The sequence below is a fragment of the Bacillota bacterium genome (assembly GCA_040755295.1).
GTDB lineage: Bacteria > Bacillota > Desulfotomaculia > Desulfotomaculales > Ammonificaceae > SURF-55.
The window spans coordinates 350,106-364,390 of the sequence record JBFMBK010000001.1 but is presented as its reverse complement, the minus strand read 5'-3'; the positions used below and the strand labels follow the sequence as shown (position 1 = coordinate 364,390).

Annotated in this window: 18 protein-coding genes; 7 read left to right on the top strand and 11 right to left on the bottom strand. The window is 53.6% G+C overall.

The genetic code is table 11. The features are described 5' to 3' along the window. Positions 1-64 precede the first annotated feature (64 nt). The 5 genes from AB1500_01620 to AB1500_01600 form a co-directional block, all read right to left on the bottom strand. On the bottom strand, positions 65-649 hold the full coding sequence (locus AB1500_01620) for a hypothetical protein (protein ID MEW6181862.1): 585 nt from the start codon (positions 647-649) through the stop codon (positions 65-67). 400 nt (positions 650-1,049) lie between these two features. Next, on the bottom strand, positions 1,050-1,640 hold the full coding sequence (locus AB1500_01615) for a zinc ribbon domain-containing protein (GenBank protein MEW6181861.1): 591 nt from the start codon (positions 1,638-1,640) through the stop codon (positions 1,050-1,052). 80 nt (positions 1,641-1,720) lie between these two features. Continuing rightward, positions 1,721-2,653 (bottom strand): YafY family protein, encoded by a 933-nt coding sequence (locus tag AB1500_01610; GenBank protein MEW6181860.1) that lies wholly within the window; start codon positions 2,651-2,653, stop codon positions 1,721-1,723. Positions 2,654-2,714: 61 nt separating this feature from the next. Further along, entirely contained in the window at positions 2,715-3,815 is a 1,101-nt protein-coding gene (locus AB1500_01605) for an acyltransferase family protein (protein ID MEW6181859.1), read from the bottom strand. Positions 3,816-3,863: 48 nt separating this feature from the next. Further along, a complete protein-coding gene (locus AB1500_01600) occupies positions 3,864-4,319 on the bottom strand; it encodes a hypothetical protein (protein ID MEW6181858.1) in 456 nt (151 codons plus the stop codon). 385 nt (positions 4,320-4,704) lie between these two features. Here AB1500_01600 and AB1500_01595 point away from each other — a divergent pair, with 385 nt between their 5' ends. From AB1500_01595 to AB1500_01565, 7 genes are all read left to right on the top strand, one after another. After that, positions 4,705-5,178, top strand: coding sequence for an Rrf2 family transcriptional regulator (locus tag AB1500_01595; GenBank protein MEW6181857.1), 474 nt, complete (start codon positions 4,705-4,707; stop codon positions 5,176-5,178). Next, positions 5,159-6,175 carry a quinolinate synthase NadA gene (gene nadA / locus AB1500_01590; protein ID MEW6181856.1) on the top strand — a complete coding sequence of 339 codons (1,017 nt, stop codon included), beginning with the start codon at positions 5,159-5,161 and terminating at the stop codon, positions 6,173-6,175. Before AB1500_01595 ends, nadA begins: the two co-directional genes overlap by 20 nt. 17 nt (positions 6,176-6,192) lie before the next feature. Continuing rightward, on the top strand, positions 6,193-7,401 hold the full coding sequence (locus AB1500_01585; GenBank protein ID MEW6181855.1) for a cysteine desulfurase family protein: 1,209 nt from the start codon (positions 6,193-6,195) through the stop codon (positions 7,399-7,401). Between the two features lie 142 nt (positions 7,402-7,543). Then, entirely contained in the window at positions 7,544-7,930 is a 387-nt protein-coding gene (nifU, locus tag AB1500_01580; GenBank protein MEW6181854.1) for a Fe-S cluster assembly scaffold protein NifU, read from the top strand. Positions 7,931-8,339: 409 nt separating this feature from the next. Continuing rightward, positions 8,340-9,137 (top strand): sulfide-dependent adenosine diphosphate thiazole synthase, encoded by a 798-nt coding sequence (locus tag AB1500_01575; protein MEW6181853.1) that lies wholly within the window; start codon positions 8,340-8,342, stop codon positions 9,135-9,137. A 542-nt stretch (positions 9,138-9,679) separates the two neighbouring features. After that, positions 9,680-9,940 carry an HgcAB-associated protein HgcC gene (hgcC, locus tag AB1500_01570; GenBank protein ID MEW6181852.1) on the top strand — a complete coding sequence of 87 codons (261 nt, stop codon included), beginning with the start codon at positions 9,680-9,682 and terminating at the stop codon, positions 9,938-9,940. Positions 9,941-10,085: 145 nt separating this feature from the next. Continuing rightward, complete coding sequence (locus tag AB1500_01565; protein ID MEW6181851.1) at positions 10,086-10,946, top strand: arsenite methyltransferase; 861 nt, start codon at positions 10,086-10,088, stop codon at positions 10,944-10,946. Positions 10,947-11,069: 123 nt separating this feature from the next. Here the strand turns inward: AB1500_01565 and AB1500_01560 are convergent, their stop codons facing one another. The 6 genes from AB1500_01560 to AB1500_01535 form a co-directional block, all read right to left on the bottom strand. Beyond that, positions 11,070-11,906, bottom strand: coding sequence for a class I SAM-dependent methyltransferase (locus AB1500_01560; protein MEW6181850.1), 837 nt, complete (start codon positions 11,904-11,906; stop codon positions 11,070-11,072). Continuing rightward, complete coding sequence (locus tag AB1500_01555; protein ID MEW6181849.1) at positions 11,890-12,264, bottom strand: PhzF family phenazine biosynthesis protein; 375 nt, start codon at positions 12,262-12,264, stop codon at positions 11,890-11,892. Before AB1500_01555 ends, AB1500_01560 begins: the two co-directional genes overlap by 17 nt. Further along, positions 12,224-12,586: a PhzF family phenazine biosynthesis protein gene (locus AB1500_01550; GenBank protein MEW6181848.1), complete on the bottom strand. Its 363-nt coding sequence runs from the start codon at positions 12,584-12,586 to the stop codon at positions 12,224-12,226. The genes AB1500_01555 and AB1500_01550 overlap by 41 nt, the downstream gene beginning before the upstream one ends. A 92-nt stretch (positions 12,587-12,678) precedes the next feature. Beyond that, positions 12,679-12,927 (bottom strand): putative toxin-antitoxin system toxin component, PIN family, encoded by a 249-nt coding sequence (locus AB1500_01545; protein ID MEW6181847.1) that lies wholly within the window; start codon positions 12,925-12,927, stop codon positions 12,679-12,681. A 137-nt stretch (positions 12,928-13,064) separates the two neighbouring features. Continuing rightward, the gene (locus AB1500_01540) at positions 13,065-13,292 is read right to left on the bottom strand and encodes a hypothetical protein (protein MEW6181846.1); all 228 of its coding nucleotides are present in this window, start codon (positions 13,290-13,292) and stop codon (positions 13,065-13,067) included. A gap of 428 nt (positions 13,293-13,720) precedes the next feature. Then, on the bottom strand, positions 13,721-14,038 hold the full coding sequence (locus tag AB1500_01535) for a hypothetical protein (protein MEW6181845.1): 318 nt from the start codon (positions 14,036-14,038) through the stop codon (positions 13,721-13,723). Positions 14,039-14,285: the final 247 nt, after the last annotated feature.

The following is a 14,285-nucleotide window of genomic DNA, read 5'->3' as shown; positions in this document are numbered from 1 at the left end:
GCGGCACACAACCGTACAAATAGAAAAGTCTCAGCTCCGGCACGCGGAATTAGAGGTATAGGTATTATTCTATGAAAGAAAATCTGCGGGAAAAATCATCAATAATCATTCCCGGAAGATCGGAAGGCTTTGCGGATTGAAAAACCAGGCATTCATTACCATTGAAGTCCGACTTAACGATGCACCGGTATTCTCTTGTTCCATCTTCCAGCCTTACAGCCTCAAAAGCAGGCGGATATACAAACGGGGATCTGCAGTCGCCATACCGCCACTCGATCTTTAAAAGCAGTTTTTTCAGATACATCTCGATCTGAAGTTTCGCCTGCTCCCATTCATCATTATTCTTGTCGCCCGTATTCATTTTCGGTGTTTCAGAGACGATTTCTTTTTCACGGTTGACCACGATTACTTTTTGATAAAAATATTCCGCCGGCGGATTGTCGGGATAATAAGTAAATTCCGTTTCTACCGAAACGCGGTAACGATAAGCGATCTCGAGGAGTTCCCGGGAAATTTGCCGCGTCTGAAAACCGTCGATTTTATATTCGACAAACCCCGCATGACCGCTTCCGCCGGTTTGATGACCCGGTCCCTCGTCGGATCTGATTTTTCGATTAATTATTTCTAAAACTTCACTTTCAGCAAACATATAACCTTTTAAAGATAATCGATTCCCGGCACGGGATATTTGCTTTTCCGCAATATGAAAATGAATCTGAAAAACAGGTATAAAGCCAAGTTTAATAACGCCAAACCTGACCAGGCCAACCACCGATCGTTATGAAGCGCAAGCATCACCAGCGATAACCATATTCCCGCCAGTGACAGAAGTATCAGCGATTTGTTCACCAAATAGAGAAACAGCCGGAATCCATAGTTCATGGCATTTCCTGCGATCGGGGCTTTCTAATGTCGGTGGCAACATTATACACGAAAAAACAGGCTGGAAACCAGCCTGTTTCAGAAGTCGGACACCGGAGGTCGGAGGCCGGAATCCTTGAATCAATCCTCGACCAAATTCCCGGCAGCCGGGACTAGTTCCTGCACATTTACTCCTTCCGCAGCAATGCCAGGGTTTCTTTAGCCTGCGGCGCCATGTTCAAAACCTCGTCCAGTTTTCCGCACGGAAAATCGGAACACTCCGCGCAGGTACCGAACCGGCGCTCCACGGCGCATTTCCTGACTTCGCACATGTGCGCGCAGTAATAGGTTTTTACTCCGGTCGAATTGCAGCCGGTACAGTTGATGTGTTCCGGTTTGATCGGCACGTTGTACGCCTTCGCCCATTCCGCCGCCACCTTCACCCGGAGCGCGTCGTCGTCGCGCGCGGTCGCAATGAAGGCTTCGCAGAGGGCGCAGTCCAGCCCGCAGAAGGCGGTCATCGGTTTCTTCCAGCGTTTCAGCACCGGCAGGCCGGCATTAAGCAGCGACCGCGCCTCCTCTTCGCCCATGCCGCTTTTCGTCATGTGCGGGATGCAGATCCGCATCATTTCCTCCATGGTGATATCGGGCTGGGTGAACCCCCCGTTAGCGTAACAGTAAACGCAGTAATCGCGGTTCTTGACGCCGTCTTTTTCGGTTCCGTACAAGCCTTCGGTGGCCAGCGGCATGCCGCAGCTCTGGCAAAAGGTCCCGGACATAAAGAATCCCTCCCGTTTTTTCAGCAATTATACAGGAGGGAATTTGACACCGGTATGTCATGTTTAGAAAAATTTTTCGCTCAGTAAAGTCCGCATATCCGCGCGGCGATTTTTTTGGTCTTCAGCCTCAGGCTTTCGGGTTCGAGCACCTCAACACGATGCCCGAAGCTCAGGATAAAACCGCAAAGCCACTCGTCCTCCGGCAATACGGCCTCGACGATACAGCCGCCGGCCCCGTCCGGACAAACGTTTTCGACACCGAACCAGTCTTCCGCCAGGGTCCTCATCCCCGCTTCAAACTTCAGGACCAGCTTAACCAGGTTCTGCGGGGCGTTCCAGCCTTTATCCCAGGGCAGTTCTTCAAGGTTGATCTCCCTTCGCCTGAAGCCCGTCTCCAGCACTTTCAGGTCTTTAATCCTCGTAAGCTTGAATAGCCTGAACCCGTTTCGCAAGCCGCAAAAGGCGTAAAGATACCACTTCTGTTCTTTAAGCACGAGTGTATGCGGTTCAACGGTCCTTGCCGTTACATCCCCGCGGGCGCTGCAGTAAGTAAAAGAAACCATCAGGCAGGCCTGGATCGCTCCTCTCAACGTATCCATTTTTCCGGTGAAACGGGGGTCGGTCCCCCATGGGGAAAAGTCGATGAAGACTTGCTCGGTTTTCGCTTTGAAACTTTCCTCCCGGCTTTTGGGCACCAGCCCCTTTATTTTTTCAAGAACCACCCGGACCGAGGAATCGTCCAGTGACGAAGACACGCTCTTCAGGGCGGAGAATATGGAGGCAAGCTCATCGCTCGTCAGCACGTTCCCGCCGAGCCGGTAGCCGTCAACGACGCCGATCCTCCCGTTCGCGCCCCGGAAGGCGACGACCGGAATCCCCGCCTGGTTTATCGCTTCGATGTCCCTGTATACGGTCCGCACGGAGACGCCGAACATCTCCGCAAGCTCTTTCGCCTGCACGCGGTTCCTATTTATCAGGATGATTGTAATTCCGAGCAGCCTGTCCAGTTTCATAACGCTCAGACTTTCTTACAAAACTAATACAAAACTGTTTATAAACGCCGATAGTGCAATCCTACAGAACCTTTTCCGAATAAGGGATACGTCTCACGATAAAATGACTGATAAGAAAGCACAGGCTTATGCCGATAACCGCCGCAATAACGAACTTCAGCAGCGGGTATAAGTGCACGCCGCGAGTTGTGTAAGCGAAGAAGACGATAACAGGGGCGTGAATTATGTAAACGGTATACACATTGTCGGCGAGGAGCTTAGTAAACCTTGCCTGGCGGTTGAACCTCCTTCTAAAGACAACGAGCAGACCCGCAACCAGACCCGTCCCGACAAAGGCTTCCCATGTGGAATAGACGAATGACTGCCAGGTAAGCCCGCCTAAAAACGGGGTCACGCTTTCCGTAGCCCCGCATGACAGCATTATCACCGGTAATAACAGGATGCCGAGTCCGGAAATTATAAGCCATTGAATCCCGACTGAATCCCTGAAATCTGCGATCCAATTATTCCTGTAAGCGGCGATTCCAATAACAAACCATCCTATATAACCCGGGAAAAAGCCGAACTGCAGATTGGAAAAGCTCTCGCCGACCGGCCACCAAATTCGGACCAAGAAGCCGGCAAGTGACAGAATAATCGCATACTTTAACAGATCGCTCCCCCGGGGAGACTTCCTTTCCCTGCTTTCCGCCCTGCGCAACCTGCGCCAAAGGTAGTAACCGAGAGCAAATAGGAGTAAAGTCTCGACAAACCAGAGCGGGCCGGACCCAAAAAAATTTTCGAATGGTATGGATTTCCCCATGCACCTGACATATAAAATGTACACAATCAGCGGGTTAATCATGAAATAATAAACCACGAGGGGTATTCCTAAACGGATGAAACGGTCCCGAAGATAAGCGCCGGCCCCCTTCCGGGAATATGACCCGGGAGTAAAATAACCGGACAGCATGAAAAACAACCCCAGGGCAAAGGACTGGACGACGGCGCAAAAAAGAGTGAGCAGCACGACGGGAACCATATCCGTGGCAGGCTCGGAATAATACCAGGAACCTGAAGCCCCATACGTAATAGCCGTATGAAGCATGATGATCAGTATAATGAGCACTATCCGCAGGTTATTGATATACAGAAGTCTCGGACCGTTTCTTTGTTCCGACACGATAAAAACCTCCTTAACAACTGTTTAACCCTGGCGCCGGCCCGATTCTTACTCGTCATGTATCTGAAGCTCGCGAACCCACCGTTTGGTGTCCTTAATCAGAAATCCCACCCGGTTGCCGTCCGCGGTATGAAAGACCAGGTGTCCGCTCGCTCCCGTGCCGAAGGCGGTCTTTCCCCTGAACCACCGTTCCTCGGATACCCCGGCTATGTCCGTCCGGTTAATCGCAATGCGTTGACCGGTTAATTTCTCGAATACCACCCTCTTATCCGTCAAACAGACCACGCCGTTGCCCTTGATGTTGCCGTACACGCTGTCGGCGCCCCGGTAAAGACACGACTGCGGCCCGATAACCATCCGCTCGCCTGAGCGGCGGCATTCCTCAACCATGCCGTCCCGCAGAATCTGTCCTTTGCGCGTCATCCACCGCACGACCGGTATCCAGATCACCGCGTTGACCAGCAGGATCGCCGCTATCAACTCCAACACATTGAGGCCCGTCATCACCCATCCCCCCGAGCTGCTCAACCTCCGGGAAAGTCCGCGGAACGGAGTGATTTATTCACTTAAAGTTTGAATATCACAGTTCAAGGAGCAAATTATGTTTTCCTTCTTTTCGCCGACAACGCCGGGAATTGACCCTGAGAAGATACTACTTTAGCGAGAAGCTCTTTTCGAATTCAGATAACGCCGACCGTCTTTTTCGTCGTTTCAGTGCCGGCTTCCACTCAAAATAACCTTGTCGGCCGGATTTTTTCAGTAAATAATTTTGCTACTATTATGACTATTATGATATTATTAGTCATATTACTTTAAAACCAGGGTTTGTTTTCACTCAATGGTCAAAACTATGTGCTCACACGCACCGTATAAAAAGGGGGAAATCAAGATGAAGCTTTCAACGAGGATTCGTTACGGTGTCAGGGCGCTGATGGACATCGCGGCGCACAGCGCGTCGGGACCCGTCAGCCTGAAGGATGTGTCGCGCCGGCAGTTGATTTCGGAGCAATACCTGGAACAATTGATCCTGCCCCTCAAAGGGGCGGGTATGGTCCAGAGCGTCCGCGGCGCCCGCGGGGGGTTTCAGTTGCGCAAGCACGCCTCGGATATCCTTATGAGCGAAATAGTAGAAATTCTCGACGGCAAAACAGTCCTTACGGACTGTCTTTACAACGAACAAGTGTGCCTGCGGGTCGACTGCTGCGCAGCGCGGGACCTGTGGCAGGAAGCCAACCAGGCTTTTTGGAGTGTTCTTTCGTCGGTGACGCTCGTCGACATGCTGCGCCGCCAGCAAGCCAAGCTTGAGGAGGCCAAGGCTTTAAAGAAAGGATGTTTCCCTGAAAATGAAAACACCGGAGCTTAAAGAAAAGATCTTGAAATTGAAGGCGGAACGCAACGCCGTCATCCTCGCGCACAACTACCAGCGTGAGGAGGTCCAGGAGATAGCCGACTTTGTCGGCGACAGTCTGGAGTTAAGCCGGCGTGCCGCAAGCAACGGCGCGGACGTAATTATTTTTTGCGGTGTCCACTTCATGGCTGAAACGGCGGCGATCCTCTGCCCGGGTAAAAAGGTCTTGCTGCCGGACCCCTCGGCGGGTTGCTTTATGGCCGATATGATCACTCAGGAAAAACTCAGGGAGTTTAAGCGGAAGTATCCGCGCGCGGTGGTGGTTTGTTACGTCAACTCCAGCGCGTCTATCAAAGCCGCCAGTGACATCTGCTGCACCTCCGCCAACGCGGTCCGCGTCGTCCAGAGCCTAAACGACCGGCAGATCCTTTTCATCCCCGACCGTTACCTCGGCGGATACGTCCACGACGTCACGGGCAAGGATCTGTTTTTGTGGCCGGGTTTCTGCCCGACGCACATGAAAATCAACCGCGAAAACATCACCAAGTTAAAGGTTCAGCATCCCGAGGCGCACGTGGTCGTGCACCCCGAATGCCGGGGGGAAGTCCGGGAACTGGCGGACGCGGTCCTGAGCACGGGGGGGATTTGCCGGTACGCAAAAGAGAATTCTTTCGAAACCCTGATCGTCGGCACGGAAATGGGGATCCTGTACCGTTTGCGCAAGGAAAACCCCCATAAGACTTTTATTCCCGCATCCATGAGGGCCGTATGTCCCAACATGAAACGCATCACCCTGGAGAAGGTGCTGCGCTGCCTGCAAGCACTGGAGCCTGAAATCACCGTACCGGAAGAAATACGCTCCCGCGCGCACCGCGCCGTAAGCCGGATGCTTTCGGTTACCGGGCGCCGCGACGTTCGGGAAGAAACCGCATCTGGAGCGACACCGAAAGCCGCAATGTCTTTGGATGCGTCTGCCGGCGCCGCGCGGGAGAGCGGTCAGAAACTACTCTAACGAAAGGACGAGTTATCATGGTTTACCTTGACTACATGGCCGCGGCGCCGATCTTGCCCGAGGTTTACGAAGCAATGGCGCCTTACTTCACGCAATACTGGGGCAACCCCTCCAGCGTTCACAGCTTCGGCGAAAAATCCCAGGAAGCGTTGGAGAAGGCGCGCGCCGAAGTCGCCGGCCTGATTGGAGCGATGACGGACGAAATAATTTTCACATCCTGCGGCACAGAAGCGAACAATTTCGCCCTCAAGGGTGTGGCATGGGCGCATCAGAACAAGGGCAAACACATTATCGTCAGCCCGGTGGAGCATTTTTCGATCATGCATTGCGCCAAAACTTTGGAACGCTGGGGTTTTGAAGTAACCAGGCTGCCCGTCGACCGCCGCGGCATGGTCGACCCCGCGGACGTCGAAAACGCGATCCGCCCGGACACCATACTTGTTTCGGTGATGCACGGCAACAATGAGGTGGGCACCATTCAGCCGGTAGAGGAGATCGGGCGCATCTGCCGCGATAATAAGGTTCTTTTTCACACCGACGCCGTAGCCACCGCCGGGCTCATCCCGGTCGACGTCAACAAGATTAACGCCGATCTCCTGTCCCTGGCGGCCAATACCTTTTACGGCCCGAAAGGGGCAGCGGCCCTCTACGTCCGCAAAGGGTTGAAGATACAGCCGCTTTTAGACGGCGGTATTCAGGAGCGCGGCCTGCGGGCCGGGACCGAGAACGTACCGGCGGTAGTCGGAATGGGCGCGGCCGCCGGGATCGCCCGGAAAGAAATGGCTTCCCGCATCCGTAGCCTTCAGGGCTTACGCGACTACTTTATCCGCGAACTGCTGGCCCGCGTCCCTTACACCGTTTTGCTCGGCCACCCGGAAAAAAGGCTGCCGAATAATGCCAGCGTGGCCGTTGAATACGTAGAAGGCGAGTCGATACTCCTGTTCATGGACATGGACGATGTTAAACTATCAAGCGGGTCGGCCTGCGTTTCCCGCTCGCTGAAGGTGTCACACGCGATGCTGGCCATGGGAGTTCGTTCTTCCACCGCCCAGGGGTCTCTGGTATTCAGCTTCGGCATCCACAACACGGTTAAAGACGTCGACCGCGCGCTTGAAAAGCTGCCTGCGATCGTACAGCGCTTGCGCGACATGTCGCCGCTCTATTACAAAGCGAAACTCGACCAAAACGTGCGGGTTGCTAATTCCCATGCAAGCCCTCATTCTTAAGTCCCAACTCCTTCGTTTTAGGTGAGTTCCGGTTTTTGTGCTGTCATCCATTTGCAGTCACCTTTAACTGATTCCGGCTTCTAACTCAGCACCTTTTTACAGCGTTGAACTTTGAACTTTGAACCTTGAAGGAGATGAGAGTGTGTACAGCGCCAAGGTTTTAGAGCATTTTTCCAACCCGCGCAACGCCGGCGTCATCGAAGCCGCGGACGGTGTCGGAGAGGTGGGAAACCCGGCGTGCGGAGACGTAATGACCTTTTATATCAAGGTCAAAGATGAACGGATCGAAGACGTGAAGTTCCAGACATTCGGCTGCGGGGCGGCGATCGCCGTGTCAAGCATGATCAGCGAGATGGCCAAAGGTAAAAGCCTGGAGACGGCCTTGAAAATCACCAACAAGGACGTTGCGGACGCCCTGGAGGGTTTGCCCAAACAAAAGATGCACTGTTCCAACCTAGGCGCCGACGCCCTGCATAAGGCGATCAAAGATTACCTGGGGCGCAAGAATGACGGAACTATTCAGCCGTGACCTAACACTTACGAAACGCGGCGAGAAGTAATGCAGTGCAAGGAACCCAGCACTCAATTTAACTTGAAAAGTAGCAATTTCATCAAAACGTCAGATGTTGTGAAAACCGCTTGTTTTTTGCTAGGGTAAGTTTGAGTGCTGGGGGAGACGAACCGGAGCGTAGTGTATTCAGAGGTTAGATACCAGAAATCAGAGGTCAGATTGAAAGTGGGAATTCGCTACAGCAAATTCCTTCGAGAATTCCGACTTCCGACATCCTGCATCTGACTTCTGAAACACGCAGCAATGCGTTGCTTATCGCTGCGCCCCACGGGAGTACCTGAATAGCTACAGAATGACAAACCCGGCGCCGGGCCGGCGGCTAAAAAGCCGAAGCCCCGCTCCCCCCGGCAGAAAGGAGATGTCCGTATTGAAACAAAACCCAATCCTTGATGAACGTGTTATCTCGCGCGCGATAATCTCCCGTTATACCCGGGAACTGTTATCAATCCTCGAACTTGATGCGGCTGTCGCCGGCGGCGGGCCATCGGGGCTCACCGCAGCGTATTACCTCGCCCGCAGCGGTCTAAAGACCGCGGTCTTCGAACGCCGCCTGAGCATCGGCGGCGGGATGTGGGGCGGTGCGATGATGTTCAACCGGATCGTTTTTCAGGAACCCGCCCGCGAAATATTTGAAGAGGTAGGCGTCCGGTTCGAAGAATTCGAGCAGGGTTATTATACCGCTCACGCCGTTGAGGCCGTCACGGGATTTGCGCACGCCGCCTGCCGGGCGGGGGTCAAGATAATGAACTGCATCTCCGTGGAAGATGTGGCCCTCCGAAATAACGCGGTGACGGGAATGGTGTTGAACTGGTCGGCGGTCGAAATCGCCGGGCTGCATGTGGACCCCCTTGCCGTACAGTCTCGCTGCGCAGTCGACGCCACCGGCCATGACGCGATGGTGGTGCGGATCCTGGCCCGGAAAAACGGAGTTGAGCTTAACCTGCCGGGTGGATGCATCCAGGGTGAAAAATCGCTCTGGGCGGATGTCGGCGAAAAGCAGTTGATGGAATTCACCGGCGAAGTCTACCCGGGCCTTTACGTTACCGGGATGGCGGCCAACGCGGCAGCCGGCGGTTACCGGATGGGCCCCGTTTTCGGCGGGATGGTCCTCTCCGGGAAAAAAGTCGCAGAGATGATTATTAAAAAGCTCCGCGGCAGCGTGTAAGGTCCCGGCGGAAAAGCAAAATCCGTCGACATTGGCAGAAACGCGCAAACGTGATACAAATTGATGTATCGGTTTAACTATTGATTCCCTGTGAGGCTTTGAAAAGGAGAGTTTTCGACCATCCACACTGGCTGCAGACCTCCTCCGTACAGGCTTACGTCTGCAGGAACAATTAAGCCCGTCCAACATCCAAGAACGCTACTTCGCAGGCCGTACGGACGGCTATTATGCGTATGAGCACGCGCACTTTATACGTGCAGTGGTCGTATAAGAAGGGGCTTGACAGCACAGTCAGACCAGGCCTTTCCGGCTCCTCCGCCGTCCCGTCCGGCTCGGTTGGAAACCTACCGACTCCGTGAAAGACATCCTGAAAAAGGCCGGTAAAACAACTCGCTTGCCGGCTCTTTTTCGCATGGTCTACCGCCACCAAGACAGTCTCAAATTATCTGTTGACAATCGGCCTCTCTATGATATCATTAATCAGTAATGACTGAAATATCAGTATTATCAGTACTTTTTTACCGGGAAGGCGGCAAGCCGTAATGAGGGAAAAAACAGAAGGGGGATGCTGCGCGGGTGGATTCAAGGTTGAGGCGCTGATCGGCGTGGACGAGCGCGGCCAGATGGTCCTCCCGAAAGAGGTAAGGGAAAAAGCGGGCATCCGCGCGGGCGACAAACTGGCCGTCGTAGGCATGGAAAGGAACGGGGCGGTTTGTTGTATCGCCCTGATTAAAGTTGATGACTTGACGGAAATGGTCCGGGAGATACTCGGGCCGGTGATGAAAGAGATACTTGCGAAATGACGCATGGTTGGAGGGAGTACCCATGCAGCAAGCCGCAGAACGGATAATGAAAATCGGCGATTACAATAGTGATTTACCTGTTTTCATTTACTTTATAGCGTCCTTGGCGTCTTGGCGGTGAAATATACTTGTAGGAGGGATGACAATGGAAAGAACTGTAGACGGCGAAAAACCGGATTCCAACGATTTAAAAAATGAAGAGAAGCTGAGAAAAGCGGTGCGGGAGGGGTACGCCAGAATCGCCGCAGGTAGCGGTTCGTGCTGCTGCGGTCCCGCCCGGGTTCAGGATATCAGCCTCAAGGTCGGGTACACCGCGGGCGAACTTGAAGTGATTCCCGAAGGGGCGAACCTGGGCCTCGGCTGCGGGAACCCCATCGCCCTTGCTTCCTTGAAAGAGGGGGAAACCGTGCTTGACCTCGGTTCCGGTCCGGGGTTGGACTGCTTCCTTGCCGCGGCCAAGGTCGGTCCCGGAGGCAAGGTCATCGGCGTGGACATGACGCCGGAGATGGTTGAGAAGGCAAGGGCTAACGCGCGGCAGGGCACGTACAACCACGTGGAGTTCAGGCTCGGTGAAATAGAGAACCTCCCCGTCGCCGATAATTCGGTGGATGTTATAATTTCGAACTGTGTGATAAACCTTTCACCCGACAAGAAGCGGGTTTTCGAAGAAGCGTTCCGCGTGCTGAAGCCGGGCGGGCGGGTTATGGTTTCCGACATAACCTTATTGAAGGAACTCCCGGACTTTATTAAAAACTCGGCTGCCGCGTATGTCGGCTGCCTTTCGGGAGCGATAATGAGGGATCAGTACCTTGCCGCCATGGAGTCCGCCGGGTTCAGTGACGTGAAAATCCTTGACGAGACCTCTTTCCCGATCGATTGCATTGCCAACGACCCGACCGCGCAAGCGGTCGCCGATAACCTGAACATCGCCGGCGACCAGCTTAAAGACATAATCGACGGGGTTGTCAGCATAAAGGTGGCGGCGGTGAAGCCGAGACAGGACTGAAAAGACTGCGTATCCACCCTTGGACCGGGTCGGGGGAAACCTGTTCTTCCCACTGGTTTTCCCCGATGCTGCAAACCCAGCAACCGGCTGTACTTTTGAACCGGCCTTGATATAATGCCTTTACTACAGTTGAAAGCGGAGTATCCGGTGGGTTTTCCTCGCCGCCGGAAATGCCCCCGCGGCACGGAACAACAGCCGGAACCAAAATCCCAGGGCGGCTGTATCCTCCGAGTCGGTGAAATACCATTCTTCCAGCAGGCGCATTCCCGTGCCCCAGGTTTCAATCCGTTCCGCATCGTCTATTCCCCAATGGATCTGCGCGCCGGTCTTCTTGATCGATGGGTGCCTCCCGGCGCTTCTTGCCGTCAGACGGCTGTATGCGTCGAAGGCGATTTCACTCCCGGGCAGGCACCTTTGTAGAGCAGTAAAGAGTTCCTTGATATCCTCTTCGCGCAGATACATCAGCAGTCCCTCCGCGATGATGCAGGCTGCACCGTTTTCCTTTACCCGGTCCAGCCAGGCGAGGTTGGTTACCGACGACGGAATCATATGGTAGTGCTCCGTCTCCTCGTAGAACTTCCGCCGCAGGTCGATGACCTCAGGGTAGTCGAGATCGTACCATTCGCCCCGCGCCTGACCGACCCTGAGCACGCGGCTGTCCAGCCCGCAGCCCAGGTGCAGCACGAGCGGGTCAGCGGTTCTGTTCAGATAATCCCTCACACAGGAGTCGAGCTTCTTCGCCCGCATCGCCAGCGTGACCAGCGACTGGATCGGAATCCGTAGCTCGCGGAAATCGTAGTCGATGTGCCGCAGAATCTCTTCCGCCTTGCGGTCAACAATAATCGGACGCGCCCGCCGGCTTTCGACGGCCTTGCTGTACAGAGGGACCAGCAGGGTCTCTTTCTCCCGAGTCAGCCGGATCTTTTGCGTTTCTATTGTCGGATCACTCCTGAATCTCAATTTCGCCTTTAAGGTAGACCGCAGCCTTACCGCCTATCTTGACACGGTCGCCCAGGTTTTCGCAGAACAGCTCACCGCCGCGGGCTGAAAGCTGCAACGCTGTCATTTTCTTCTTTCTAAGCCTTTCCGACCAATACGGGATCAGCGAACAATGAGCGGAACCGGTTACCGGGTCTTCGGGGATGCCGGCCCCCGGTGCAAAAAAGCGCGAGACAAAATCCACTGCGTTACCGGGCGCCGTCGCTATAATGCCCAGACAATCCAATTGACTCAGTATCAGCATGTCCGGCTTAATTTCCGGAATGTCTTCCTGAGTGCTAAAGACGGCAAAATAGTCTCTCGAACGTCTTACTTCGATAGGCCGGCGACTTAATCCTTGGACCAGTAGTTGAGGTGTCGGACAGGGTACCGGCGGTCGGGCCGGAAAATCCAGAATTCAGCTCCTTATCACGTTCTACTGTAAACAAGCCGCTTTTAGACTGAAAGCGAATTGATGACCCGGTATATCCAAGATACTTGAATATTACGAAAGCAGCAGCCAATGTGGCACGCCCGCACAAGTCCACTTCGACCTTCGGAGTGAACCACCTCAATGCGAAATGGCCGCCCTTTGCTATAACAAACGCTGTCTCGGAGAGATTGTTTTCCGCGGCGATTCCCTGAAGCACGCCGTCAGGCAGCCAGTCGTCAAGCAGAAAATTAAATAAGGAGACAGGCTACTTTTATTGCCCATCAGACCTTCCTCGGCCTACCCTTGGTCTAAGAGTAGACGCTAGATAATAAGGAATTCGTCTGGCTTTACGATAGGTATTCCCCTGAAAGGATTGAGCTGTAGTAGGTCCTCATCACCGCTGATTATGCAGGTGGCTGCTCCACTGACCGCCAGTTCCAAAAACATGTCATCCTTCGGATCGCGACAGGCACGGATGCGCTCGTTAATCTCAATAAAAGTCGCTTCCAAAACAATGCAGCCAAGAAACGCTCCCGCTCTTCCAGAAGCAAACTTCGGTCGGCTCAACACCGCATCCAATTCCTTCACAACTGGCAAAGAGAGAACAAGATCACGCCGCGATCAAGGGCTGGAATGCCCGCCCGGGTTTCGATTCTTTGAAGAGGAGCGCGCTGACGACGACACTTGTGTCGAAGACGTACCGCCCTTTAGTCTTCATCGAGTATTGCCTTCAGAATCTCTGGCGTCAGCCCCCGTTCTTGCGCTTTCTGGCTGATCTCATTCATAATAGCTTTAAGTGATTCACGTGTCCGAGTGACTTCACTGAGTCGGATGCTGAGCAGAGCCTCCAATTTCCGTCGATCTTCCGCTGAGGCAGACTTAAAAACCCGAGCGGCCTCCGCATCGACCTGAATGGTGATTTGTTCCGTTTCCATGTGTTCACGCTCCTGTGACATTTCTTTCTTGTTCCAACTTTATTACACTTTTGGACATGAAGCAAGTACCGAGTAATCTCCCAGCAGGACCCCGTCAAAGTCCTTCTCTGACAGGATCTACAGTATGGCCGTGGAACGTGCTATCCTATATATTGGGACAAAACGCGACTTTGACATACCCCTGAATCTCCCAGCTAACAGTGATTATACAACCTGTATAAATCGGGAAGTACAGACTGTTCTTTTCTGTTCAAAAAGTTCCCTTGCCTTCTTTTCTGTTCCTCCAAAGTCTTCCACATCAATGGTTTAACGGTTTTTATCGTGCCATCCGCATAGAGGTTATACAGGCTGCAAAAGCCGCCCCGTCAGAGTGAGTCGACCAGACTGCAGCCGGCCCACGACTGTCCTCTTTTTCCCCCGCCGAATCATTATGCCGGTTTCTGCCGGTTTCGTTTTGTGGAAACCTCCGCAGACGCACATGTTGTCATCCATGTTGTCATCGGAACCGTCAGACTGTGACATTTCACGTAGTTCCTGTTCCACGGCGGAGGACCGCGGCGCATCTCTGTCGACTGGCCGGGAACGGGCCAGGCCGGGGGCTGCGTTATATCCGGCGGGACTACCGGCGCGGGAGGCGTCTGCGGCGTCCGGTCGCCGGGCGGGATTACCGTTCCGTCGGGAAGGGTAATCGTTCCGGCGGCGCATCCGCTCTGCAGCCTCTTAAACTTGTCCTCAATCTTATGCAAGACACCACACATAGAAAAAGAAACGGCATCATGCCGACAATTTATGGCATTGACCTGGCTGTTTATGTGGCCGGAACAACCTGATACAAGCCAAAGCGGTAAAAGGAAGTCACTGTGAGTGGTAGAAACTCCTGATTTTAAACGACTAAATAACAGAAAATAAGCCATATTTTATCTTGACAGGAAGAATCTAGACGTTTAGAATAATTTCTGTCTTGGGCAAATAACTCTTTTTTCCCTGTACTCA